The organism is Limnohabitans sp. (assembly GCF_034680285.1).
Taxonomy (GTDB): Bacteria; Pseudomonadota; Gammaproteobacteria; order Burkholderiales; family Burkholderiaceae_C; genus Limnohabitans_A.
Genome location: NZ_JAXITC010000011.1, coordinates 54105 through 78607, shown reverse-complemented (window position 1 = coordinate 78607; position 24503 = coordinate 54105). Strand labels below are relative to the sequence as shown.

Here is a 24503-nt window from a genome sequence, read left to right as displayed (position 1 = left end):
TAGTGTCAGAAAACGCGCCTGCCGTCTCGTTAGAGCAGCATCAGCTCGTAGTCGGATCCCAGCACCACCGAGCCCCCCGGTTTGATCGCCCGTGAGAGGGCCATGATCAGTGCCACGATGCCGTCGATCTTGTTTTCTGCTCGCTCCTTGCGCGGGTAAATGTTGTCTTTGACGTCCGTGTGGGCCACCACGTTGCTGGCCATCCAGGCCAATACCGGGTCGCCGTCATGGACGAGCTTCTTTTGCAGGACCAGGGCTTCAAGCGTCTTCATCGGTTCGCTGAAATTCAGCACCGTGGGACGCACCTCGATCATGGGCAGGCCCTCGGCCAGCATGCGAGTTGAGAGCTGCGTGGCCTGGAACGGGTCGAAGGCCACGGCCTCGACGGAAAACCGGGATGCGATGTCCAGCAGATCAGCCTCGATCCAGCTGAAGTCGATCACGTTGCCCGGCGTCACCGACAGGCGTCCGGTATGGGCCCACCCCTCGTACTGGCTGTTGCCCGCAGCCTGGACAGTGTCCTCGGGCAGGTAGTACTTGCCAAACACCGCATATGCGTCTGGTGTGTCAGGGTGCTGGAACACCATGACCAGTGCCGCAATGTCCGTCTTGCTGGCCAGGTCCAGGCCCACCCAACAGGGTTGCCCGAGAAACTGGTCCAACTCCAGATCGGGGTTGGTGCCCGCGTCCCAGGCCCGCATGTCCATCCAGGCCTTGTCCGCGCTCACCCATTCATTGAGGTGCTTGGTCTTGAAGTTGTTGACCGCGCTGGGCAACTGCATGGCCTTGGCCTGCAGGGGCACCAGGATCTCTTCGCGCACCGAGATGCCCCAGTTGGGGTTGGCCTTGATGAGGGAGTCCTTGATCGTCCAGTCGTCCCCTTCATCGAGGCCGTAAATGATCCCGAACTGAGAGTCGTCTTCGAACACTCGGTTGAGCAGCTTGGTGACAAAGCTCCTGACCTCGTAACAAATCCCTGAGCGGTTGCTGCCAGCCGTGGTGATCACCCACAGCAGGGAGTTGTCCCTCTTGCCGGTGCCGGTTTCCACAACGTCATAGACCGTTCGGGTCTTGTGGGCGTGCAGCTCGTCAATACAACCGAAGTGGATGTTCAGGCCGTCCAGCGTCGAGCCCTCAGCCGAGAGCGCTTCGAACTTGGAGCCGGTTTGCAAGACATGCATGTTGTGCGCACCGACGTTCACCGCGAACCGGTTCCTAAATCCCGGACTCAGGCGCGCCATGGTCTGGGCATCGCCAAAGACGATGCGAGCCTGATCGCGGGTGGTGGCCAGCGAGTACACCTCAGCGCCGCCCTCGCGGTCAGCCGCCAGCATGTACAGACCCACCGCCGATGACAGGGTGGACTTGGCATTGCCCCTTGGCACCTCGATGTACGACCGCCTGAAACGGCGCTTGCCGTCCGATTTGACCCATCCGAATACCGTGGACAGGATGAACACCTGCCATGGCTCCAGAACAATCATCCGGCTGGCCAGTGGGCCTTTGACGTGGGGCAGGCGCTCAATGAAAGCGCACAGGTTGTCGGCTGGTCTGTAAGGCCTACCGTGCCGGTCAAGTAGCTCCGGGTTGAACTGGTAGATGCTGCTCTTGCGTTTGAAGCGGATCAGGTCATCGAGCTGGCGTTTGCAGGCTTTCTGAACCCACTCGCAGGTCAGGATCTCTCCTGATACGACGCGCTGTGCATATTGTTTGGCGCTCGCGGCGTATGTGCTCATCGGTCCTACCCAACAATGTCCTCCCAGAGATCCAGCTCTTCGCCCGGTCGCTCGTTTGGAATGGAGATACGCGAGCGAGACGCAGGGGTGAACCCCATCTCGATCGCAGCCTTGGTCATGATCTGGGCCTGCTTGTTGGCAATGGCCAAGTACGGCGACTGCATGGGCACACCGCTATGGGGCGCCTTCACCAAGAGTCCCGTTTTGCCGATGCCTGCCTGGGCCTGTCGGTACAGGTCTGCCGCGCAGGCCCAGATTTCCAAAACAGACATGTCCAGCTTGCGAATCAGGGTGGGCGGCGCACATTCAAGCGCGTAGCGCCAGGCAGCCTTGGCACCCTCAGGCATGTAGTCCGGAGGCTCGACCAGCAAGCCCTCTGGGACGGGCTCGTGGTAGTTGGTCCGGCATGGCTGCAACGTGCCTTTGAGCTGCTTTATGCTTGTAGGTACAGGTTTGCGGCCAGCCATAGCTCGGAGATTTCTATGATTAAGTTGAAACGATTGCCGCCCGGTACATATCTCGTCGACACAGTTAAAGATGAAGCCGGGCATCGACTTAGCCGACAAAAATACGTTCTGACCACATTGAATGGAAATTCTTTCGACATCACTTTTGAGCCTTCTGCCGAGGTCAGGCGATGGATTGAGTGCCTACGTGTAATAGAAATATTGAAAGAAACCCACCTTAAATTTCCCGCCAAATTAATTGTTGAGTGGGATAGCGATGGGAGCCCTGTAGGCACTTGGGAGTCCTGATACCCCCCCTTGTTCAATTTGCACGCACAAAAATTTGCGCAAGCCCACGCATCTAGGGCGCCAGTCTGTAGAGATTCAGCCCCCCTCCCCCTTCAGGACGGGGCCTGGTTGCGCAGGGATGCCGTCTCTGAGGCGGTCTTGGCGTTGTGACAGGGCACGCACAGGCTCTGCAGGTTCGCTCGCTCAAAGCGCTCACCGCCTTGCTTGACCGGAACGATGTGATCGACCACCTTGGCGGGCTGCAGCACGCCCTTGGACTGGCACCTGCAGCAAAGCGGGTTATCCCGCAGCACCGCTGCACGTGTGTTGCGCCATCTGGCCGATTGATAGAAGCCGATCTCTGTGTCGAACCCACGCCGCGCACGCCCGTACTCACGGTGCACTTGGGGCTGGTGATTGCTGCAGTAGCCGGGCACGTTCAGCACCTGCGCGCAACCCGGATATCTGCATGGAGTGGGCGCACTTCGCGGCATCTCAATCGGCTTTCAAGAATTAAGCGACAGCTTCAAAAATTGACTTGGCTTCATCTTGATTCAGAGCGTCAATCCATCACATTGGATTAACGAAAGGAATCAACCCATGAAACAAAACAAGGACCTGAACAAGCTGCTGGAGCAGATCGCTCTGAAGCATTTCTTTATCGAAACGCTGGAGACACAACACAGCGACCGACTGGACTTCCACGACGTCTCGGTCTGGGCCGTCAAGAGCGCACTGGAGGCCGCTTACGCCGCAGGCCACGCTGCCGCCACTGCAGCAGTACAAAACACATCAACAACATCGAAAGGCAAACAATGAAACTCACGGACACACAACGCGTGCTGCTCGAAGCCGCTGCACAGCATCCTCAAAAGAAACTGACCAACTTCCCCGACACCCTCAAGGGTGGTGCACGCATCAAGGTGCTGACAGCCATGCGCAACGCACAGCTGATTGAGGCCAGCGCGTCAGAGCCCGAGGTGTACGTGGCCACAGCCACAGGGTTGCAAGAGATCGGCATCACCACTCAGCCACCACGCACAACACGAGAAGGCACCAAGCAAGCTGTACTGATCGAGCTGCTCAGCCGTGCCGATGGCGCTACGTTGCCGCAGATGACCGAGGCCACAGGCTGGCAGGTTCACACCGTGCGCGGCGCGATGGCAGGCGCACTCAAGAAGAAGCTGAGGCTGGAGATCACCTCAGAGAAGCAGACCGGCACAGACCGCGTCTACCGAATCACCACCACAACCATTTAAGGCTCACATGAAAACCATGACCATCACGATCGAACGCAAGCCAATGACTGTCAACTTTGATGGCAACAGCATCGAAGTCGAAGAACTCAGCATCCGACTTCCCTTTGGCCGCAAGCCCGCTGACATCACAGACATTGCCGCTTGCGGCGATTACACGGTCTACGTCTCCGATACCAGGGAAATGACTCCTGAAGAGTTCGATGGCTTTGCGATGAACCTCTACAAGTCACGTGACTGGTTAAAGGGCAAAGGCGGCTATATCGGCAATGGCCGCTTGTGTGTCGAGGTTCACGCCCCTGGCCGCCCGTACCTTTTTATTGATCCGTCTGGTGGCGACTACGCAAGGTACGTTGCTCGATTGGGTTGATTTGTTAGAAACGAGCGAATGATCAGTCAATGAATCGGACCACCATAGACCAACTCACGCAGGGCCTTGTCCGGAAAGACAGCGCCTTTGTAGAGAGGGCCACAGGGTGTGCCTGCCAATTTGAGGGACAACGCAACCGGGTTGACTGATCCATCTTGGTCACGGTAACCCTCTGCCAAAAACACAAACTCATTCATCACGCCAAGCACGCTTCGGTTGGCAGTCTTGGCATAGACCACCTCACTCATGCCACTGATTTCTGAGTCAATGAATTGGGCTGGCATATCCAGCGCTCGCAGCACATCACGCAGCGCTATCGGGAATCGCTGCGCAAGCGTTGCCGCTGGCGCCAAGGGCAACAGCACAGGCAAAAGCGTTCGCTCATTGACCACAAGTGCCATTTGAGGTTTCCAAAACAGCGCAGTAGCATACCAATTACCAAGAAGCGTTGACCCGTTCCGAGGGTTTTCAAGCTCTGGCTTGATGCGATCGAGAAGCTTCTTGGTGCAGTGAAGATTGAACATGCCGGTCTGAGTTCATGGTTTGAAAAAGCCCATGGCTTGGACTTACCCATGATTTTGACGCAAGCAGATGTGAATCACCGTCATTGGGCAGCTGAATCAGGAAGAGCCTTTTCGCTTGCCTCAGAAAACTTCAAGCCATCGTCCTCACGTACCGCCTGCTGGCCGGTGTAGTCCTCCCAGCGTTTGATGATCACATCCACGAACTTGGGGTCAAGTTCAATGAGTCGAGCCTGACGCCCAGTCTTTTCGCTGGCGATCAGGGTGGTGCCCGAACCTCCAAACAGGTCCAGAACGATGTCCCGGCTCTTGGATGAATTCTTGATGGCCCGCTCAACCAACTCGACAGGCTTCATGGTCGGATGCAGGTCATTGACCCGGGGTTTGTTGTAGTTCCAGATGTCCGATTGGTCGCGATCTCCGCACCAGAAGTGGTCCGAGCCCTGCTTCCACCCATACAGGATGGGCTCGTACTGGCGCTGGTAATCCGCGCGCCCGAGCGTGAAGGTGTTCTTGGACCAGATGATGAACGTGGACCACTTGCCACCTGCCTTGATCCAGGCCTTTTGCAGGGTGTGCAGCTCGGACGAGCTCATGCACACGTAGCAGGCGCCTTTGGTGACTAGGAGTAGGTTCAGGCAGGCGTCGTAGAGGAACTGGAAGAACCCCTCCCCCAGATCGTCGTTCATGATGCGCCGGTCTTTGCCGCGCATCTTGTCCTTGGCACTGTTGCCGTAGTCAACGTTGTAGGGTGGATCGGTAAAGGCCATGTCGGCCAGTTGGCCACCCATGAGGCGCTCCACATCCGACAGGATAGTTGAGTCGCCACAAAGGAGGCGGTGGTTGCCGAGAATCCACAAGTCCCCAGGTCTGGAAACAGGATCTACTGGCGCTTCTGGGATTGCATCATCTTCAGACAAACCACCGCCTGACTCGTCACCGTTCAGCAGCTCCTCGAGCTCTTTGTCGGTGAAACCCACCAGGTCCAGATCGAAGTCGGCCGTTTTGAGCTCGGCCAACTCCAGTTTCAAGAGCTCGTCATCCCAGCCAGCGTTCTCGGCCAACCGGTTGTCGGCCAGGATGTAGGCCTTCTTCTGCTCGGGGGTCAGGTGCCCCAGCTCGATGACCGGCACCTCCTTGAGACCGAGCTTGCGCGCTGCCATCAAGCGACCGTGGCCAGCAATCAGGCCCTTGGCCCCGTCCGTAAGGATCGGGTTGGTCCAGCCGAACTCGGTGATGGAAGCTGCAATCTGGGCAACCTGGGCATCGCTGTGGGTACGGGCGTTGCGTGCATACGGGACAAGCGCGTCCACTGGGACCATTCGGATCTCAGGATGATTCATAGGGGTGACCAGTAAAATCGACTGCAAAACGAGAATGTTCAGCAGTGCAAATCAAAGTAGTTCGCGGGGTTCTGGCCCGCAAAAGCCCGACTGAGGCCACAGCATCCGGAGCAGGCTTTACGCCGCTGATTGCTGGGACCTACGAAGTGGGATCAGAAATTCATGGCCGTCTGGAAGTTCTCCGCGAGGGAAAACCGACTGTGTACCTGCCGCTTGAAAAGCTGGCGGAGTACGAGGCAGCAGGTGAAATCGAAGTTCATCGATAGGAGTCGGATAACAGTCAGTAGACGTCGATGTCATCGACTGTCTTTGACTCTTTCTCGACTATTTTTCGACTGTTACGGGGAAGTTTCGAGGTGTCATCGACTGTGTGTGACTGTCATCACTGTCTTTGCACTCGTTTGTCCACCGTAAATGAAAATGTAGCTGCAAATCGCCGAAATGTTGCAGCGTGTTTTGGCCTCAAAAACCGCGCATTCACTTTTGAGATTGAATTGCGCCGCGCATGCACGCCAAAACACGCTAATTTCCTCTCTGGTTCGAATCTTCACCGTTTGAGTTGCGCTGACTGCCTGTTGAGCAGATCCGCCACCACCTGCATGTCCCGCTTCCAGCGTCTCCACGCCGTCGTTCGGTCACAGGCAAAGCGTTTGCTGATCTCCACCCAGTCAAAGCGCTTGGCCCGCATCCACACCAGGTGCCGCTCATCGAGCTCGAGCAACTGCACCCAGCGCATCACTTCGAGCATGCGTTCCACGTCCTGAGGGGACGGGGGCGGTAAACGGTACACCTTGTGCGGATCCGGGTAGGCATCACTTGGCAGGATCACTATGGGCCAGGTGCTGGCGTAGCCCTGCACCATCACGCGTGGCAGGCGCCTGGCCGTTCTGGCCGCATCGACAAATCGGTCTGCCACCGTCTCGACTGTCCAGGCTTCAACCATGGCCACCTCCTCTGGTCTGCACAGGGTGCTGGCCAGAAAGCCGATCGCCATATAGTCGCTCGCCAATGGAACGGATGAGCTGGCGCTCCAGGAAGTCAAGCCGCTCGTCTTCTTCCGAGACGACCAGGATGTGCTGCTCGCGCCACCCTTGGCGCTTGGCCGCCTCGACGTCCATGGGAGTGGCCTGCATGCGCCCAAGGGGCGATGGGTAACGTGCTGGAGGGATCTTCATACCTGCCCTCCAAACGAAATATTCCGATGCGCCGCTGGGAAGTCAAAAACGGACTTGTCCGGTTTTGACAATGGGTCTGACGCTTTTGACGGTACAAAACACTCCTTCTCTTTATGCGCGTCTACGCGCCCGCGTAAAGAACCAATGTAATGACTCGTCAGTTGCGTCAAAGAGCCGATATCTGAAATCTTTTTCATTGAAATTTCCTCTCAATCATCGTTGTACGGATAGGACCGGGCAGGCAAAGAGGTGGGCTGTTTGAGGTCGATCCCCTGATAGCCACGCACACCCATGGAGTTGCGCCACTTGTCAAAGCGTCTGGCCAATAAGGCGTCTGAGAACCGGCGCTGCGTGCCTATGTACTCACCACTGAGTTCGGCCCACTGCTTCCAGTCGTTGAAGAGCGTGGCCGTCAGCGCCTTGTGGTTGACGCCCAGGTTGCAGCGCTCTGTCATCCATCTGCCCATGGCGTCCTCGGCCTCGAAATACTCCTCGGTCGCGCTCACCACAGACTTGGGCTGGCTCAGACCTTGGCTTTGCCAGAGCAGGCAGCCCTGGACGGCCCAGGCCATGATTCCGTCGCGCTCAGCCAGCAGCTTTTCGGTCAGGAGCGGATCGCGCTTTTCTGGAGGAACCGTGATCGTGAAAGGGATCAGGTGCATGCGGCGACGCATGGCCTCATCGATGTTGCGGATCGCAGGCTTGTGGTTACCGGCAATCAAGAGCTTGAACTGAGGTCTGTAGGTGAAAAAATCTTGGTGCATCAGGCGCGCCGTGATGTCATCCCCACCCGTGATCGCCTTGATCTTGGATTCGTTCCAGCGCCTGCCTTGCTCTGTCTCAGTTGCCGATACAAAGCGTGCACCACGCAGTCCTGCCAGATCGGTGGGGTGCCGGTCCGAGCGCGATTCCATGAAGGTGTCCATGGGAGCGTTGGCGGCATAGTCGCCAAGCACCGTGGAGATCACGTTCACGAATACCGACTTGCCATTTGCACCGGTGCCGTACAGGAAAAACAGTGCGTGAGTGCTGATGTCACCGGTCAGGCAGTAACCCACCACACGCTGCAGGTAGTCCTGCAACTCGTCATCACCCCCTGTGACGTTGACCAGGAAATTTCGCCAAACCGGGCAATCCCCTTGCGGGGTGGCCGTGGTCACCTTGGTCATGCGGCGCTCGCGGTCATGCGGACCACGTGCACCAGTGCGCAGATCTACGATGCCACCAGGCGTGTTGAGTAGCCAGACGCTTGAGTCCCACTCATCGACCGAGGCGCTGTGGCGCGGCTCGGAGCGCACGATGCGCTCAATCGCCGAGATCGTTCCAGAGCTGGCCAAGCGACCTTTGAGCTTGGTGCCATCGGCATGCACTGAAGCTGCCCGGCAAATCAGGCGACACAGGTGCATGACATACAAGGCCTTGTCGATGTTCCAGCGCACGCCGTTCCACACAAGCCATTTGCTCCATGGTGCGCAGTAGCGCCATTCCTCGGCGAACTGGTGAGAAAAGGCCATGGCCAGCCCATCCTCGTTCGTGTAGTCGATCCCATCGACCAGCTGCATGGGCGTGTGTGCGTCGATCTGATGCACCACCGGCACGCGCTCGCCCACGGCAAGAAAGCCAGCTATGTCAAAGCCGTCTTGCACCGCATCGGCCACATCCCAGCCCTCGGGCTTTTCTGCCGGGGGCTGCAAGATGACGCAGGACTTGGCCCCAGCCTGCATGATGGCCTGCGAAGCATGGTCGGCATATTGCCAGCCAGGTTTGTCGCGATCTGGCCAGATCAGGACGTGCTTGCCAGACAGGGGGGACCAGTCAGTTTTCTCAACCGGTGCGTTGGCGCCGTGCATGGCCGTGGTGGCGCATACACCCAGATCAATCAATGCTTGTGCGCACTTCTCACCCTCCACCATCACGACTTGCTCGGCCTTGAGCATGCACGGTTGGTTGTACAGCGGACGCGGCTCAGGTGGAGCCATCTTGCGGCGGCGCACATCCCATGGCCTGAATTCCTTGCGGCCCGGCTCTGGGTCGTAGCGGTACACCACTGCGATGAGTTTTCCGCTGGCATCCTGGTAATCCCACTTGGCTGTTGCAGGTCCCAGCTCATCCACGGCAGGGGTTTTGGCTTTGCTCGCGGCCACCGCGCTGGCGGGCATGGCTGATACGCGTCCGAGCCAACCTTTAGCCCGTTCAAGCACCTGGGGGAATTGGGCCTGCACATCGAGGCTGTAGTAACGGGCGATGAGGTCGAGGATGTCACCGCCTTCACCTGTGGCGCGGTCGGTCCACAAGCCAGTCTTGGGGCCCGAAAGCAGGAGCTCCAGGCTGTCGCCGGGACCACCCATCACATCGCCGACCAGGTACTTGTTCTGGCGACGTTTGCCCGAAGGCCAGATATCCAGTGCCAGTAGACCCAGTTGTTCGTTGAGGGCTGATCGGATTTCATCTTTCTCACGCGCCGTGTCAGTGCCGCCCTCAGCTGCCTTGCGCTCTTGGCCGCTTGGGACATCATTGAAATCAAGCATGCGCACCTCCTGTTTCAGATGCATCTGGCTGCTTGACCTGCTCGGCGGCGTACCTCACTTGCCATTTGTGAAGTTCCCGGATCCGATAACGCACCATGCGATTGATCGAGTAGTACGGGATTCCCAGCTCAGCGCGCTTGCGGGCGTCAATGAAGTAGTACAGCGGCAAGTTCAGTGCAGCCGAGGCCTGGTCAGCCGTGACGAGATGGTCTTCCGCGAAGTCAGCCGCCATATGGCCTGCCTGCCTCTGCGGAGAAAACATTGGTTTGGTTTTTCTCATGAAAACAGTTGTCCCTGCAGACGGCTTTCGCCGTCTGCATTAGTTGGTTTGTAAAGGTTGGATTGACGCTCAGCTCAGTTGATTGGCTGGGCATCCAGTTGCATACGAACGCTGGGGTACTTGCTGCGTTCGTGTTCTTGAACCATTGCCTCGACATAGGTCGTGACCACGGCGTTGATCAGCTGCAGAGCTTCTTGCTGGGTGTAGCTCGACAGCGGGCGATCCATTCCGATCTCGATGGCGGCTTCGCCCAAAGGTTTGAGGCACTGCTGCATGGCGGCGAGTTCTGCTTCAGTCGGATCGATCACGCCCACTCCCGTCGGCAATGCGCCCTCTCGTTCGAGAAAGCGCACACCGGCTGCGTAAAGCCGATGGAAACAATCTTGGCAACGCCTTGAGCAGAAGATCCAGTCGATGGGATATCGCTTGGGATGCCCCACCTTGAAGCGCAGATCCACATGGCCAAATCCTCTGGCCTGACGCGAGCACACCCAGCACTTCATGCAGCCTCGCCATCACTGCGCCCACGAAGGTCGGCCCTGCACGTTGCCGGGACGGGGGGTGTAGCTGGCCCCCGACTTGGGGGCTTGCGCCGCTGATGTGGGTACGTCAGTCGCTGGGGCTCCGCCAGTGCCCCCGCCCATACCTCCATCACGTTGCAGCTTGGCCTGCATCAGGTCGGCATACTCTTTGTGATCGGGCTCGATCACCAACCGGATGATGTTGCGGTACTCGCCTTGGCCATCTTTTTCAATACCGATGCGCGCGGCAAATTCAGCACCATCGAGGTCACCAAAGCTGCGGATCTGGCGAGCGCGCTGTGCTTCGGGTGAGTTGTCATCGGGGTGAATGTTGCGCGAACTGTTGAGTACCGCCTTGATGAAGCTGCGACCCATCTGCGCCCAGGTTGGCCCCTTGTTGGAGTGCAGGCCCACATTGCTCCAGATCTTGCGCTTGGCAAATGGTCCCGTGAGGAGCACGAATTCGCAGGACAGGAACACTGCCCCCGTTTCATCCGATGCCGTGGCATAGCCACCCGTCCAGCCCTTGCTGGCGTCGTCATGGCCGCCGGGTTTGAAGGCCATGCGCACCAGGGCCTGGGTGCCTTTGGGGATCAGGTTGAACTCGCCTTGCTGGGCATCGGCGTCATTGAAATCAGACCATGCAGCCTGGTGGTGGTTGTCGTGGTTCATTGAGAAATCTCCTTTGTTTGGTGGTGTTGGGGTGAAGATGAAGGCTTTGGGCGCTCAGAGCTGGACATCGCCTACCCATCGGATCTGGAAGGTGGGCTCGGTGATGAGTTCCTTGCGGGCTGGCTGAAATGCCGCGCGCAGCAGTGGATGCCAGCGGGCGTAGTCCTGCTCGGCCACCGAGAACTGGACCTGCATGAAGTCCTGTACGCGGTCACCGGCAACGACCATTCGTTCTGCGATTTCAGACAGGTGCTTCTGGTCCCAGACGATTTCTTTGGGCTGCGAGACATCAATCTGCAGGTCACCGTCATCGATGCGGAATCTGGCAGCTTCGTCTTGACCAAGGCTGTCGGCATGGCGAATCTGCTCGGCGTAGCGGATTTCCATGCCTCTATTAATTCGGCCGCGCATCTGCTGCGTCCAGTCATTGAGCTGCTGCACCGCGTTGCTGAAATGAGCCAGCTGGTCTTTGGGCAGTCGGCTGATCTGGCTTTCGGAGAGGTCAGGCAGGGCCGCCTGTTGCAATTGAAGGTGATTCATGGGGTGGCTCCTTAGGCAGTTGCTCGTTGTGAGGTGGAGACGTGCTGGACGCAGTTCTCAAAGGCAATCACGGCATTGAGGGGATAGTTCACCCGCTTGCCCAGCTTCAAGTAATGGGGGCCACGCCCCTCCATTCGCCAACGTTGGAGGGTCTTGGGGCTCATGCCCCATCGCGAGGCCAAATCGGCTTCGCTCAGGACTTGCCTTGGGGGTATGTGTGGCTCTGGGGCCATGACGCTCAGGGGGTTGAGCGTTGAAAGCGCTGGTGTTGCTAGCAGCATGGGTCACTCCTTTCAGAGAGTTGAGGGACAACGCTGCTATTTCAGGAAATCAATAGGGAACTGATAAGGAACTGATCAAGGAACTTTGGCGATATCTCCAGTTCCTTAATCCTGACCTGGTGTCTGATGAGCTTGGCGCTTTGCTTGGAGCACCTGCAATAGCAAAGTAAATTTCCGACCAATACCAAAGTAAATTTCTGCATTCACGAAAATAAACACTCATATATGCGTTGCTAAAATTTTTAAAGCGCCATAAAATGCGCCTTAAATGAAATCTCTATCCCCACCTCCTTTGCCAGTTGCACGCAGCCTGACCCGACTCGGTCAGGCAATTTCGCTTGCACGTCGGCGCAGACACCTGACACAGGAAGATCTTGCTGAACGGATCGGCGCGTCTGCCCATACCGTGCGGCGAATGGAAGCTGGCCACCCAGGCACCGCCATGGTTCACCTTGCCAGGGCCTTGCAGGTGTTCGGGGAGCTGGACAAGCTCAATCAGTTACTCGACACGCCTCAAGACACCATCGGCCTGACGCTGATGGATGAAAAATTGCCCCAGCGGGTGCGCAAGTCCCGCAAATCACCCGAATCTGGAGCGTTCTGATGGCCACAAAACCTGCTGCCAAACCCACCGCCAGACCGGCTCCAACGCGCACCCAGATGGATGTCTTTCTGGGCAAGGCAGAAAAGCCACTGGGGCGGCTCATTTTCGTCAAGGACGGTCACCGGGAGTTTTCTCAATTCGCCTACAGCGACGAATGGCTGGCAGATGCTCAGTTCTTTGATGTCTCACCCGACCTCAACCGCCAAAGCGGCTACCAACTTCGCAAGCCCCCCACCAAGAACGACACGTGCTTCTTCTTGGCCCTTGCAGATACCGAGCCAGATGCATGGGGACGGCGGGTGATCGCACGCGCACATGCCAAGGCCCGCGCCAAAGATGCTTCGCTGGGACCGCTGACCGAAGCAGACTTCCTGGCTTGTGTAGATGATTTCAGCCGGGTGGGCGCACTGCGACTGCGAAATGAAAGCGGGCACTACCTGCGCAGCGTGCCCGATGGTGCTCGGTCAACACCTGCGTTCCTGGAGTTGGAAAAGATTCTCCTTGCATCCCGTGCGGTGGAAGTCAGCCAAGAAACGGCCGAAGACTTGGCCTACCTTCAGGGCAAAGGAACATCCCTTGGCGGTATGCGCCCCAAATGCACCATCTTGGATTCAGATGGCGCTTTGTCACTGGGCAAATTTCCCAGCGTGAACGATGAACGCTCCGTCACGCGCGGCGAGGTGCTGGCACTGCGACTGGCCCAACTGGCTGGCATTGATACCGCGCAAGCACGAGTCGTGATGGTTCAGGACCAGCCGGTTGCCATGATTCGTCGCTTTGACCGCACACCTGAACAAAACCGTATCCCCTACATCTCAGGAGCAACACTGTTACAAGCCAACCGCGACGATGAGCATTCGTACACGGAGATCATCGATGTGATGCGTTCCAAGTGTGAAAACTTCATCGAAGACGCCAGGCAATTGTGGCGACGGTTGGTGTTCAACCACCTGATCACGAACGTGGACGATCATCTGCAGAACATCGGTTTTCTATACAGCGGCAACAATCAGTGGCGCATGGCTCCGGCGTTTGATTTGAATCCTTTCCCAGACAAGGATCGGGAATCCAAAACCTGGCTCAGTGAAGACAGCGGTCCGATCACCTCGATCCAACAACTGCTGGATCAAGCCGCCCGCTTTGAGTTGTCGCATCCACAAGCGCAATCCATCCTTGAAGAAGTGACCACAGCGGTCAAGCGCTGGAAAGATGTGGCAACCTCAGCAGAAGTTGGACTGCAGCCGCACGAGCTCAATGACTTCAAGCCTGCGTTTGAGAGTCACATCAAATGAGCAGTCACCAACTTCCTGCGTAGGAGCTGAAAAACTGCACGGAAATACTGCCATCTAACATCGCCAATGTTAGAAGTCACATTATTTGTTAGATTAAATCCTCTCAGGCATTACTTTGAACCAAGGCCAGCTGATACAAACCCAAACGGCGCTGTCGGCTGACCAGTTTTTCATAGGCATGAATCGGTCCCTCATACAGGGGATCACCACGATTTGCGACCTTGACCTTGAAAACATCCATCGGTTTATCACTGGCCAGTCCGGCGTGCCCCATCAGAAATTCAGCAGATTCAGCCTGATGCCGATGCTCCCAAAGAACTGTAAAAAATCTGGATTGAGCCTCCGTCAAACGGATGGGCCCATGCGGCCAATCTGCAAGATGTACCCAGGCGAAGTCGCTACTGAAAGGTCCATGGACGGCCACCGGGATGACCCTCCCGCTGGAATCGACCAGCACGTCTGGATCGTCTCCCTGCAACCGTAGTGCCATACCATGCAGCGCGAATCGATCTTCCAAATGCCACCAGGTTGCAGTCCCCTCCAACGGGTCCAGGGTCAACCGACCCAGTGGTCTGGGTGTGATCACCCAGCTTTGGTGGCGTGGCTCAGGCCCATGAAAAATTCGTAGCCCGTGGCGCTCGACCAGATCGATGCGGCGAGCCAGCACCACCGGCCGCTTCTTGTACCGACCAATGTCCCACACGCCATCGACGATGTGGGCGGTGGTTGCTTGTGGCGAGATGTCCAGAGCGCCACGCAACTTTCGGATCAGCCATTCATCGTCCAGGCGCCAATTGCGCTGACTGGCTGGATCCAGGGCAAACGGACCACAGTCCGGGCACTGCACCATGAGCCCATCTTCCGTTCTGAAGATCGGTCCACGGTACAGGCCGCAGAAAGCGCAAAGGGCATCCTGGCTGTTGAGCACACCGGGTACAACGGCCTTCACCTGTTTGAGAACCTGTAGTGCCGCAATTTCTTCATCGTGCAGGCTGCTCTCAAAGGATGCATTGCCTCGCACGAACATCAAAGCAGCCAAGCTGATGGCTTGCTGATTGAGGGTCAACTTCATTCACACCTCACTCGAACAAGTTACCGTCCATGGTCGCAGGCTCCTCCTGCTCCCGTCCTGTCTTGAGGACCTGCTGCGCCTTCAAGATGCCTAACTGGACCAGATAGTCCTCAAGTTGGGCACGCAGCTTCTCATCGAACTTGTGCAGGTTCAGTCGCCCGTTGCTGGTGATCTCCACACTGACCACCTGGCAGCGGCTTTTGCCCCGGATCGGTGCCAGATAGAAGTTGAGAACAGCAGCCTGAATCGTCCAGCCACGTGCGAGCGGATTCTCAGCAACGAAGTAGTCCTGCAGCAGTTCCGTCACGCAGCGTTGATCGCTGGACGCACTGGCCGTGCATTCCATCTTGAGTCGTCCACATCCACTGACCACGGTCACACTCTTGACCTGCAATCCGACGAATCCGTCATCAATCGCCTGCGGAATGTTCAACCCTAAGCGCAACGTGGACAGGTTCAGGCGCGGCGTCTGGATCCGCTGTGCATCGGCATCTACACCGAGCAGGTGTCTAGCGAAGGCCTCACACAGCATGGCGTGGTACTTGGCCCCACCCCGGATGATGGTGCGAGCCACACCTGTGGTTTGAGCATATTCCAGCACCATGTGGATGTTCGGACTGCCTACCCTACGCCGCAACTGACTGCCCTCAAACTCCAGCTTGGCCGTGGCCAGGTCCTTGGCGTGGATGGAGACCAGCTGCGTACCGCGCGCCCGGTCCAGCACATTGACCACGCACACCTCACCGCACCCCAACTCCCGCTGGTAGAAGCATTTGATGGCATCACCGAATGCAGCGATCGACGCCTCGTCACGCTTGATGGCCCCCTTGAGCCCCAGGTCATGCTGCTGGGCTTGTTGTCCATGGTGATCCAAGTATTCGATTTCTGCCGCTGCCTCGAACAATGCCGGGTGATGGACGTACAGCCAGAAGGCTCGGTGCAGGTCGTTCTTGCAGGCAATGAGCCCCATCAACTCCATCGGCCGGTCATGCGCGGCCTGAAACATGGCCTGCTTGCCCAAGGAGTGGGCCAGCAGCGTGCTGGCATGCAACCCGGCCACGATGCGGTCACGCATGGCGACATTCGGATGCAGCTGAATCAAGCCAATCAGGCTCTTGGAGGCTTGGATTGAGTCATGCCAGATCCAACCTTCGGGCATAGGCAGTGTGTGGCGTTCCGTGAAGGTTTTGAGGGTGTCGTCGACAGGCAGGTTCAGCAAGATGTCGGCATAGGTCTGAGGGCGGCTCATTCGTTGTCTCCTTTGTTGTTTGTTTTAGCAATGAGGCGTCTCAACCCCCTGATCTGAAGACCTTGGGCTTGGGATGAGTTTTGCCTGATTGCTGGATAAATATACAGTTATTGGCAGTTTTATTAACTCCCAAAAATAGTAGTTTTTTGAGCTGTTGATTTCGGCTGTTGCACGCACTACGGCCAAGACATCCCAGCTCATGTACCTCTTTGGCCCGCTAAAACCCGTTACCTCTGGAGGGGTTGTTTTTTACGATTTCAGGATAGTTCTAGTCACCCAAACCACCTGAATGAACCACCTCCAAACCGTCACTGCAAGAACTGCAAACAAGCCGACCGAAAAAAGCGGCTACCTCACTCTTCCCGAGATTGCTCATCTGATTGCGCAAGCCATGGTCAGTCAGCACCAGGAGCTCGCTATGGCGCACCGCAGTCAGGTTTACGCGACAGATAGAGACGAGTTTCTCGACTTACATGCCAACCAGAGCGTGAATACGAACCGGTCTATCAACTTAGGAAAACAGCCTTGAAAACCACTGCTCCACCGATCCAAGACAGCATGCGTGCTGGTCGAATAACAGAACAAATCGCCGAACTCTCTACCCAAAAAATGTCCGAACTGTGGGCACTTTGGGACCGGTATTTCCCGCACCGTCCGTCGCATCCGAACCGCAAGTTCATCGAGTCAAGGCTGGCCTACAAACTGCAAGAGATGACCTATGGCGCTTTGCCAGCAACCACTCGCGCCATGTTGGCCGACTACGGCGAAAGACTTTCTGCCATCAAATCCGGCTCCGCACCCACGCATGCCGTGTTGCCCGGCACAACGCTGCTGCGCGATTTTGCGGGTCAGCAGTACAAAGTCACCGTCCTGCCGGATGGTCTGTATGAGTTCGATGGCAAAAACTACAAGAGCCTGTCTGCAATCGCCAAATTGATCACTGGCACTCAATGGTCAGGGCCTGCCTTTTTTGGGCTGAAAGGCAAGAAGTCATGAGCGTCGTCATTGAACAACCTATCCTGAAGCGCTGCGCCGTTTACTGCCGCGTTTCCTCGGATGAACGCCTGGACCAAACCTTCAACTCCATCGATGCTCAACGCGAAGCCGGTTCAGCATTCATTGCCAGCCAACGTGCCGAGGGCTGGACGCGGGTGGACGACAGCTACGAGGATCCTGGGTTTTCTGGCGGCAATATGGTGCGCCCAGGTCTCAAGCGCTTGATGCGAGACATTCAAGACGGCAAGATCGACATCGTGGTGGTCTACAAGATCGACCGCCTCTCTCGGTCATTGGCAGACTTTGCCAAGATGGTCGAGATCTTTGATCAGCACAAGGTCAGCTTCAGCTCCGTCACGCAACAAATCAACTCAGCAACATCCATGGGCAGGCTTATGCTCAACGTCCTGTTGTCATTTGCCCAATTCGAGCGAGAAGTCACTGGGGAGCGCATCCGCGACAAAATCGCCGCATCCAAACGCAAAGGCATGTGGATGGGCGGGCCAGTGCCGCTGGGCTATCGGGTGGAATCTCGGCAACTCGTGGTGGTGCCGGAGGAGGCGCAGTTGGTCAGGGGGATTTTTGCGTCTTTCATTTCATCGCGTTCGACCACCAAGATGGTCAAGCAACTTGCCGAACAGGGTGCCAAAAGCAAAAACGGGAAGGCCTTGAGCAAGCAAACCATTTACAAGATCCTGCACAACCGGATGTACCTGGGCGAACTTGGCCACAAGGGTGAGTATTTCCGTGGGCAACAAGAAGCGCTGATCGATCAAGCCACCTGGGATCGGGTGCAAGCCATCATGACCGAAAGCAGCCGAGAGCGAGCCCGTGACACTTGGGGAGAAAAGTGCCAATACGGTTTTTTGCTACGGGGCATGGTCTTCACAATTGACGGCGACCTTTACCTGCCGATGGCCACCCGAAAGCCCAGCGGCAAGGTGTATCGCTACTACGTGGTCAACAAGAACCAGAACATGGGCGCAGGCACAGTGGCTTTCAGCAATCTGCCCGCCGGTCAGATGGAGAAGGCCGTGATGGAACAGGTTCTGGAAATCTTGCGGTCTGGCCAGATGGTGCATCAGTACTGGAAACAGATCTCCGTGATCAACCCTGAACTCTCCGAACCTGAAGCCATGGTCCTGTTCTTTAAGAACACCGCCACGATTTGGAACAAGTTGGCCACGCAGGCCAAGCAAGACATTGTTCGGACTCTGATCAAGCGCGTCACTGTGACACCGGATGGTCTCGATTTGCAATGGCGGTATGAAGCCTGGGGAGCACTCATGGGTACTCCCTCCCCAAATACCCTCGGGCATGAACTGCTCGAACTGGAGGCTGCGTGAACTATTTCTATCTGACCGGCACGCCGGTCACGACCTCTAATTCCGAAAAACAAATCAGCACGTTCATTCCGCTGAAGTTCGCCAAGCGATCAGGGCGCTGTGTTGTCAAAACTGCAGAAGACGCAATGAAAACAGCAGAACTACATGGCCCTCTGCCTGACACGACTTTGATGAACGCTCTTGCGAAAGCGTTTCACTGGCAACGCTTGCTTGATCGAGGGATCGTTCACAGTGGTACCGAGATCGCCCGCAAAGAGAACATGGACCTGGCCACCGTCAATGAGATCCTGCGACTGACGTTGCTCGATCCAAGAATCATTGAAAGCATCCTTCGTGCTCGTCAGCCCGAGGGGCTTACGATGAATTGGTTGAACACAAACCCTATACCTTGGGAATGGAACAAACAGCATAAAAAAATCCAAGGCACATCGAGTTGATACCGCAGCAGCGTGACAAGACAACTGAGTGCCGACACGCTAGAGTTCCTGAATATCCAACTGGTACCGCTTCGGATTCTTGCGAGCCACAAAGAATTTTGGCTTAAACCCCTGGGCCTCAATCATCTTTATCTGGCTCTCAACGTCAGATCGACTCATACGCATGCCAAACACGATTTCCTTTAGAGAGCTCTGTTTGAACTGCTTAGGTCCAGAGCCTTCAACCAAAACCTTCCGCACCAGAAATGTGAAATCCTCTTTGAGCTTCTCCTTGAGGTACTCGCGCGAGTGTTCCGGCATCAACTGCAACTTCGAGAGTTCTTGCTCGTAGTGTTCGTCGGGCAAGAAGCTTCTGATGTACTCCACCTTGGGTTTGGCCACCGAACGCCACTCGTGCTCATATGCCCAATCTGCCGATTTCTGCAAAAGAGAAATCGCGGCAAGCTGATCTTCAGTGTGAGAATAGTATTCGAGCGTGCGATAGAGATTTTGGTAAATGACCTCCTTGGCAGGCGGTAAGCCCGTCTCGTCCCAGTCGAACCCCAAGCACATTCCGTAGTGGTTAGAACCGTAGTGAGCCCACATCAAAAGATTGTCACGATCTTCGGCCAATGACACTATTCCGAGCGAGTCGATCATGTCCTTGTAGTACCGATCATGATCAATGTGCGTTCCAGACTTCACCTTTTCATAGATGCGGTCGATGTTGAATTTCGCGTTTGTATAGGTAGCTTGAACGGGCTGGGGCATGTCGCCCCTTCCTCGGGCCCGCTCGCGAAGTGTCAACCAGTGCCGGTCAATGGCCTCCTCGTGCGTGGATGTCGCTTCAATGTTCACTTGTGCATCGAAGGGATCATTGAAGGTCGAAGCCTTGGCGTAATACAAGCTCGACGAAGTAAAGGTTCGGCGAGTGTTGTCATCAGCTTTCGGTCCCATCGGGGCCCGATATTTATATAAAAGCATGGTTTCTCCTCTCTTTAATCTTACCGAGAGCTGTCTGATCCAACGCAGTGACTAGTGCTGGAGGCAGCGGTCATTCACTCGCAAGGAATTTCTGGGTGATATCGGTGGAAGCGGTCGTGCGAGTTGCATATTCTTGAATGACCAATGTCGACCGCAGCTGTCGGTCAGACCATCAAACGCATAATCTGGTGACATCAACTTCCGGTACCTCCCATAGACCCGACATTCAAAGGACTCCGATTCTGGAGTGCGATTTCTCCCTGCGCTACAGTTAAAGGGTAACCAATACCTGCCGAGCAAATGTTTAACTTTTTAGTGACAGCCACCAAGGATGCTTGGGATCAGCCTGGGTATGAGTATGCTCGGGTTCGGTTTCTCGAGTACACCAGCGACGAAATTGCAGAAAGTTTTCGTGAGTTAAAGGATGCGCAGCTTGCTGCCTTGACAGAGATGCCCTGCCTTTTCGCTTACGAGGGAACCGATAAGCCGATGCGGATAGGTAGACTTAAAAGTGTCAAACTCCGGGATAACGGCCGGTCATTGCTTGTCGTTCCAGAGATTAATCCTGCGATTCAACCTATCCCATTCAAAGCTATTGAACCGCTGCAGGCACTGCTGGACATACGAAGCTGGGAGCTGAGTCGAACCCATTGGGCTCTCAAGGATGAGGATCTCCTTCAGGTACTGGCTGAAGCTGGCATCGACTTGAATACTGTCCCAGCATCAAAGGTCTCCAAAGCTAACTTACCGCGTCCAGCAAATGCCCCCTTCCAGACAGCCTCAGTAGGCGCTTTCGTTGAGCACGTTTTGGCTCTGAATCATAGAGGAAGGGAAGTGTTCTATCGAGGCCATTCGAATCGAACGAAGTATCGTCTTGAGCCTTCCATTTTCCGCAAGGACGAGAAAGGCAATTATGTCTACCGCGATGCAGAAGACCAGCTATACAAGGAGCTTTTGGTATCGAATTCCGTTGACTTCCAAGGTGACGTTTATACGCTCGATCGGCTTGTGCGAATGCAACACTACTCCCTGCCGACACGTTTGCTCGACATCACCTCGAACCCATTGATTGCCTTGTACTTTGCCTGCAAAAGCCACCCGACGCAGGACGGCGAAGTAATCGTTTTTTCGATGCAGAGAGAGCAAATAAAGTACTTCGACTCAGACACTGCTAGTTGCATCGCAAACTTGACTAGGCTTTCAAAAGTATCAAAGGACGGCTTGGACTTCAGCAGCCTAGATGTCCGAAAATTCAACAAGCTAGCGCCAGTAAAACAGTTACTGCACTTCATCAAGGAAGAAAAGCCATTCTTCGAGCCTCGGCTGGAGCCGAAGCATCTCAGATCCATCATCTGCGTAAAGGGCAAGCACACCAACAATCGTATAGCTTTCCAGTCAGGAGCCTTCCTACTGTTTGGTCATGATGCGACCCTGAACGAAGGTGGCACCCCTGAAATAGCAGTCCAGCGCATCGCCGTGACGAATAAGGATGCGGTACTAAGGCAGTTGGACCAACTGAACATCAACGAAAGCACGGTGTTCCCCTACATCGAAAACTCTGCCAAATACCTAGCCCAGAAGTTCATGTTTCGCAGCCCATTGGTCTAACAGTGCTCAAGTTGGCTGAGTGGCACATCAGGAAAACAGTAGCGGCATAACGTTGACAAAAATTCATTAATTTTTGTCGACACTGTCCTTGGTGGCAACTAAACTAGATACTGAAATCGACCATACCTCACGAAAATGATCCTGAACTCCAGAGACTTAACATGACGACTCGAAAAATCTCAGGAAAGACAGAGCTCAACGGGGAGGGAATCAAGAAGCATTTTCGGACCACCGATCCGTGGCGCGCGATCAGCGAGCTGGCCTGGAATGGCTTCGATGCTAAGGCAACCAAGGTCGAAGTAGTAGTTGTCGAGGGGGCTATGGGTGGCTCAACACGAGTGGAAGTCTCCGATAACGGGGAAGGTATTGAGCTTGAGACGCACGCCGACACGTTTGGTCGTTTTAACGACTCCAGTAAAAAAGAGGATGTGACGACCCATGGCTCACATGGACGCGGCCGACTATCTTTTCACAGGCTCGCGGAACGAGCTATTTGGTGGACGAATGCCGCCGGATCCGGCGCCGCACGAATCGAGGTGAACGGCGCGGCTCTAACCAAATACGAAGGCCGGTCAGTGGAAGCAGCGGCATTCCCAGCAGGGATGAATGTGGGTATTACCGGCACGACCGTCCAACTATTAAACCTACATGCCTCACTGCCAACCAGTTATGAACTTCACAAGCTGCTTTCTATTGAGTTCGGCTGGTTCCTGGCACTCAACCCGACGAAGCGACTTAGCCTGAATGGAACGGCTGTTACGGTACCTTCGCACGATCTCATTCAACAAAAATTATTTATCGACAACCATGAATTCGACGCATCAGTCCTTCGTTGGGATCTGAAACCTGGGTCAGAAAAGTCCTACGTCTACCTCTTGAACTCTTCGTGCAAAACAGTCGACAAGAAGCTCAGCACCTTCAATCACAAAGGAAACTTTCACACAAGTATCTACGTCAGCTCAAAGTGGGTTGATACCTTCAAACCGAGCGGAAGTGACTTGGCCAGTCCAGACGCGACGGGCTATGAGTCTGAGACATGGCGAAAGGTGGTGCGCGAACTTAACAAAATTACCAATTCCGTTTACGAGGAGTTCCTACGTAGGCAGTTCGAGCGGGAAATTGAAAGTTATGTCGCCGACGGTATCTTTCCGACTTATGCGGGCCTGCCCGAGGACTACAAGGATTGGCGTTTCGAGAATACAAAGAACATCTTGTGTGCTATATATACCGCCGATCCAACAGCATTGAAGTCGCTCAAGAGAAATCAAAAGAAAATATTCGTACGACTCCTCGATAAGTTGGCAGTTTCCAACGAGAACGATGCGATTTTCGAGGTCCTTAATAGCGTGCTAGATCTCGACGATAAGTCCACGAAGCTGTTTGCCAAACAACTGCAGAGTGTTTCGCTGCAAAGCATCGTTTCGGCAATTGAAGTTCTTCGTCGTAGACATGAGGTAGCCGACAAGCTACGCACGCTGATGAACGACCACTATCTGGAGACACTTGAAACCCCAGATTTGCAGGGGATCATCGAAGCGAACACTTGGCTGTTCGGTAGCTCCTATGAGACTATCGGGGCAGAAGAGGATACGTTTACGAAAATTGCAAAATCGCTTCGCGACACGGTCAATGGCATCGATGAGATTAACTTAGATGACCTAGATACTAATGAGCACACAACCATTGAAGGCGCAAACAAACAGCCGGATTTATTTCTTGCCCGTAAGGTTCCACATCACGACTCAATGGGCCGAAAAATTTATCGCTGTATCGTAGTCGAGATTAAGCGGCCGAGCATTGCCCTCAACTACAAACACCTTCAGCAGCTTGACGGCTATGCTCAACTCATCAAAAAGCACGCTGAGTTTGGCAGCGAGTCAATGCACTTCGAGCTCATACTGATTGGGCGAAAAATTTCTGAGGCCGACACAGAGATTCGTAGTCGCATGCAGGGTCAGGTCGCCAAGGGGTTCCCTGGCTTGGTCAGCGACGACGAGCGCATGAAGCGCTTCGTGCTTAACTGGTATACGCTGCTGGACAACTTCCTGCTTACCAACCAGGCCATGATCGACGCACTTTCGTTGAAGCGCGACTCGTTTGCAGACTCCTCGCGACAGGATCTCATAGCCGACCTGCAAAAAGAGGCTGCCTAGAGTCATTCGGGTTTTTATCGCAGCAGAGACACGATGTTGCAAGGCTTCAGTTGCTCTGTGCAGCGGTTGTGGGCGATTTACTGCCCTTGATGCCTGATATCAACCTGCAGCGGGCATCAAAGCGATGAAGATCCGTGCTGCAGCGATTGCTGCCAATCTCGACGGGTCTTTACGGCATGTTTTCATCCCCAAAGCGGCCCTACAGACGGCTGCGTCGCCCCTTAGCTTTGGCGCACCGGATTGAGCGGTTTATATTACGACAGACCACACAAAAGTTGCCGACCAATGGATCTTTTTGGAACCCATCAGATCAGCCTAGATGCAATACGCCGCCTGGCGGTGGAGTGTCATGCGTTGGACGTCTCAGCAGTCCGTCTCTTGATCGACACGACCGTTAATAAGCCCGAACTAACACGCAGCACCTACGAAGAGCTTTTTTCAGAGAAATTGTTGTCGCTGGCCGTGGCTCTACGAACTAGGTTCTATCAAGGCGTACCGAGCAAGGGCTCCGAACCCTTTGTCGGCCACTCTGCCTTTCTCTTGGTTTCGACGAGGGAAGATATTCGTCCCTTCACGATCAAGGATGTCTGCGACAAGATCATTCACGCGGAGTCCATTACGCGCCCGCTCAATGACGGCACTGCCCAGCCCGTCACGCAAGTGCGCGGCACACACCAAGGCTGTCCGTGGATTCTTCACATCTCAACGGGTCTTTTCTGCGAAGGGATTCTCAACTGGATTGAGTCAATAGACTCAGGTGACAAGGTAAAAAGCGTGGTCTAACCACTGAAACCGATATCACGTTGACCTGTGACCAGACTGCAGC

The 24503-nt window shown here is 55.4% G+C and carries 29 protein-coding genes; 12 read left to right on the top strand and 17 right to left on the bottom strand.

What is annotated here, in order from left to right; all coding sequences use genetic code 11:
- Positions 1-29: 29 nt before the first annotated feature.
- From SWE17_RS10495 to SWE17_RS10485, 3 genes are all read right to left on the bottom strand, one after another.
- A complete protein-coding gene (locus SWE17_RS10495) occupies positions 30-1736 on the bottom strand; it encodes a terminase large subunit (protein WP_322993046.1) in 1707 nt (568 codons plus the stop codon).
- A gap of 5 nt (positions 1737-1741) precedes the next feature.
- The gene (locus tag SWE17_RS10490; RefSeq protein ID WP_322993045.1) at positions 1742-2203 is read right to left on the bottom strand and encodes a phage terminase small subunit P27 family; all 462 of its coding nucleotides are present in this window, start codon (positions 2201-2203) and stop codon (positions 1742-1744) included.
- Between the two features lie 380 nt (positions 2204-2583).
- The gene (locus SWE17_RS10485; RefSeq protein ID WP_322993044.1) at positions 2584-2916 is read right to left on the bottom strand and encodes an HNH endonuclease; all 333 of its coding nucleotides are present in this window, start codon (positions 2914-2916) and stop codon (positions 2584-2586) included.
- Between the two features lie 154 nt (positions 2917-3070).
- On the opposite strand from SWE17_RS10485, the gene SWE17_RS10480 reads away from it, so the two are divergent.
- The 3 genes from SWE17_RS10480 to SWE17_RS10470 are packed head-to-tail and all read left to right on the top strand — an operon-like array spanning position 3071 to position 4096.
- A complete protein-coding gene (locus tag SWE17_RS10480; protein WP_322993043.1) occupies positions 3071-3289 on the top strand; it encodes a DUF6900 domain-containing protein in 219 nt (72 codons plus the stop codon).
- A complete protein-coding gene (locus tag SWE17_RS10475) occupies positions 3286-3729 on the top strand; it encodes a DUF3489 domain-containing protein (RefSeq protein ID WP_322993042.1) in 444 nt (147 codons plus the stop codon). Before SWE17_RS10480 ends, SWE17_RS10475 begins: the two co-directional genes overlap by 4 nt.
- Positions 3730-3736: 7 nt before the next feature.
- Complete coding sequence (locus tag SWE17_RS10470; RefSeq protein WP_322993041.1) at positions 3737-4096, top strand: hypothetical protein; 360 nt, start codon at positions 3737-3739, stop codon at positions 4094-4096.
- A gap of 26 nt (positions 4097-4122) precedes the next feature.
- Here SWE17_RS10470 and SWE17_RS10465 read toward each other — a convergent pair whose 3' ends face one another.
- From SWE17_RS10465 to SWE17_RS10415, 11 genes are all read right to left on the bottom strand, one after another.
- The gene (locus SWE17_RS10465) at positions 4123-4620 is read right to left on the bottom strand and encodes a DUF6933 domain-containing protein (protein ID WP_416235007.1); all 498 of its coding nucleotides are present in this window, start codon (positions 4618-4620) and stop codon (positions 4123-4125) included.
- 80 nt (positions 4621-4700) lie between these two features.
- Positions 4701-5960: a site-specific DNA-methyltransferase gene (locus SWE17_RS10460; protein ID WP_322993039.1), complete on the bottom strand. Its 1260-nt coding sequence runs from the start codon at positions 5958-5960 to the stop codon at positions 4701-4703.
- 547 nt (positions 5961-6507) lie between these two features.
- A complete protein-coding gene (locus SWE17_RS10455) occupies positions 6508-6903 on the bottom strand; it encodes a DUF6362 family protein (protein ID WP_322993038.1) in 396 nt (131 codons plus the stop codon).
- On the bottom strand, positions 6896-7135 hold the full coding sequence (locus SWE17_RS10450) for a hypothetical protein (protein ID WP_322993037.1): 240 nt from the start codon (positions 7133-7135) through the stop codon (positions 6896-6898). Before SWE17_RS10450 ends, SWE17_RS10455 begins: the two co-directional genes overlap by 8 nt.
- Positions 7132-7332: a hypothetical protein gene (locus tag SWE17_RS10445; RefSeq protein WP_298596264.1), complete on the bottom strand. Its 201-nt coding sequence runs from the start codon at positions 7330-7332 to the stop codon at positions 7132-7134. The genes SWE17_RS10450 and SWE17_RS10445 overlap by 4 nt, the downstream gene beginning before the upstream one ends.
- Positions 7333-7344: 12 nt before the next feature.
- Entirely contained in the window at positions 7345-9663 is a 2319-nt protein-coding gene (locus SWE17_RS10440) for a phage/plasmid primase, P4 family (protein ID WP_322993036.1), read from the bottom strand.
- The gene (locus SWE17_RS10435) at positions 9656-9943 is read right to left on the bottom strand and encodes a hypothetical protein (RefSeq protein ID WP_322993035.1); all 288 of its coding nucleotides are present in this window, start codon (positions 9941-9943) and stop codon (positions 9656-9658) included. The genes SWE17_RS10440 and SWE17_RS10435 overlap by 8 nt, the downstream gene beginning before the upstream one ends.
- 74 nt (positions 9944-10017) lie before the next feature.
- Positions 10018-10446 (bottom strand): DUF6511 domain-containing protein, encoded by a 429-nt coding sequence (locus tag SWE17_RS10430; protein ID WP_322993034.1) that lies wholly within the window; start codon positions 10444-10446, stop codon positions 10018-10020.
- Between the two features lie 12 nt (positions 10447-10458).
- Positions 10459-11136, bottom strand: coding sequence for a hypothetical protein (locus tag SWE17_RS10425; RefSeq protein ID WP_322993033.1), 678 nt, complete (start codon positions 11134-11136; stop codon positions 10459-10461).
- Between the two features lie 54 nt (positions 11137-11190).
- Positions 11191-11676 (bottom strand): hypothetical protein, encoded by a 486-nt coding sequence (locus tag SWE17_RS10420; RefSeq protein ID WP_322993032.1) that lies wholly within the window; start codon positions 11674-11676, stop codon positions 11191-11193.
- Between the two features lie 11 nt (positions 11677-11687).
- Positions 11688-11957 (bottom strand): helix-turn-helix domain-containing protein, encoded by a 270-nt coding sequence (locus tag SWE17_RS10415; protein ID WP_322993031.1) that lies wholly within the window; start codon positions 11955-11957, stop codon positions 11688-11690.
- 268 nt (positions 11958-12225) lie between these two features.
- Here SWE17_RS10415 and SWE17_RS10410 point away from each other — a divergent pair, with 268 nt between their 5' ends.
- A complete protein-coding gene (locus SWE17_RS10410) occupies positions 12226-12561 on the top strand; it encodes a helix-turn-helix domain-containing protein (RefSeq protein ID WP_283224950.1) in 336 nt (111 codons plus the stop codon).
- Positions 12561-13853, top strand: coding sequence for a HipA domain-containing protein (locus SWE17_RS10405; protein ID WP_322993030.1), 1293 nt, complete (start codon positions 12561-12563; stop codon positions 13851-13853). The genes SWE17_RS10410 and SWE17_RS10405 overlap by 1 nt, the downstream gene beginning before the upstream one ends.
- 103 nt (positions 13854-13956) lie before the next feature.
- On the opposite strand, the gene SWE17_RS10400 is transcribed toward SWE17_RS10405, so the two are convergent.
- Positions 13957-14925: a hypothetical protein gene (locus tag SWE17_RS10400; protein ID WP_322993029.1), complete on the bottom strand. Its 969-nt coding sequence runs from the start codon at positions 14923-14925 to the stop codon at positions 13957-13959.
- A gap of 7 nt (positions 14926-14932) precedes the next feature.
- Positions 14933-16174: a hypothetical protein gene (locus SWE17_RS10395; protein WP_322993028.1), complete on the bottom strand. Its 1242-nt coding sequence runs from the start codon at positions 16172-16174 to the stop codon at positions 14933-14935.
- 289 nt (positions 16175-16463) lie between these two features.
- On the opposite strand from SWE17_RS10395, the gene SWE17_RS10390 reads away from it, so the two are divergent.
- Genes SWE17_RS10390 through SWE17_RS10375 form a run of 4 tightly spaced genes read left to right on the top strand, consistent with a single transcriptional unit; the run spans position 16464 to position 18953 of the window.
- Entirely contained in the window at positions 16464-16703 is a 240-nt protein-coding gene (locus tag SWE17_RS10390; RefSeq protein WP_322993027.1) for a hypothetical protein, read from the top strand.
- Between the two features lie 29 nt (positions 16704-16732).
- Positions 16733-17170: a DUF2924 domain-containing protein gene (locus tag SWE17_RS10385; RefSeq protein ID WP_322993088.1), complete on the top strand. Its 438-nt coding sequence runs from the start codon at positions 16733-16735 to the stop codon at positions 17168-17170.
- Positions 17167-18516 (top strand): recombinase family protein, encoded by a 1350-nt coding sequence (locus tag SWE17_RS10380; RefSeq protein WP_322993026.1) that lies wholly within the window; start codon positions 17167-17169, stop codon positions 18514-18516. Before SWE17_RS10385 ends, SWE17_RS10380 begins: the two co-directional genes overlap by 4 nt.
- Positions 18513-18953: a hypothetical protein gene (locus SWE17_RS10375; RefSeq protein WP_322993025.1), complete on the top strand. Its 441-nt coding sequence runs from the start codon at positions 18513-18515 to the stop codon at positions 18951-18953. Before SWE17_RS10380 ends, SWE17_RS10375 begins: the two co-directional genes overlap by 4 nt.
- Before the next feature lie 39 nt (positions 18954-18992).
- Here the strand turns inward: SWE17_RS10375 and SWE17_RS10370 are convergent, their stop codons facing one another.
- The gene (locus tag SWE17_RS10370) at positions 18993-19916 is read right to left on the bottom strand and encodes a DUF2971 domain-containing protein (RefSeq protein ID WP_322993024.1); all 924 of its coding nucleotides are present in this window, start codon (positions 19914-19916) and stop codon (positions 18993-18995) included.
- Between the two features lie 300 nt (positions 19917-20216).
- On the opposite strand from SWE17_RS10370, the gene SWE17_RS10365 reads away from it, so the two are divergent.
- The 3 genes from SWE17_RS10365 to SWE17_RS10355 all read left to right on the top strand — a co-directional run bounded on the left by SWE17_RS10365 (position 20217) and on the right by SWE17_RS10355 (position 24460).
- A complete protein-coding gene (locus tag SWE17_RS10365) occupies positions 20217-21524 on the top strand; it encodes an FRG domain-containing protein (protein WP_322993023.1) in 1308 nt (435 codons plus the stop codon).
- A 161-nt stretch (positions 21525-21685) separates the two neighbouring features.
- Complete coding sequence (locus tag SWE17_RS10360; protein WP_322993022.1) at positions 21686-23677, top strand: ATP-binding protein; 1992 nt, start codon at positions 21686-21688, stop codon at positions 23675-23677.
- A 378-nt stretch (positions 23678-24055) separates the two neighbouring features.
- Positions 24056-24460, top strand: a complete 405-nt coding sequence (locus SWE17_RS10355) for a hypothetical protein (protein ID WP_322993021.1) — start codon at positions 24056-24058, stop codon at positions 24458-24460.
- Positions 24461-24503 lie beyond the last annotated feature (43 nt).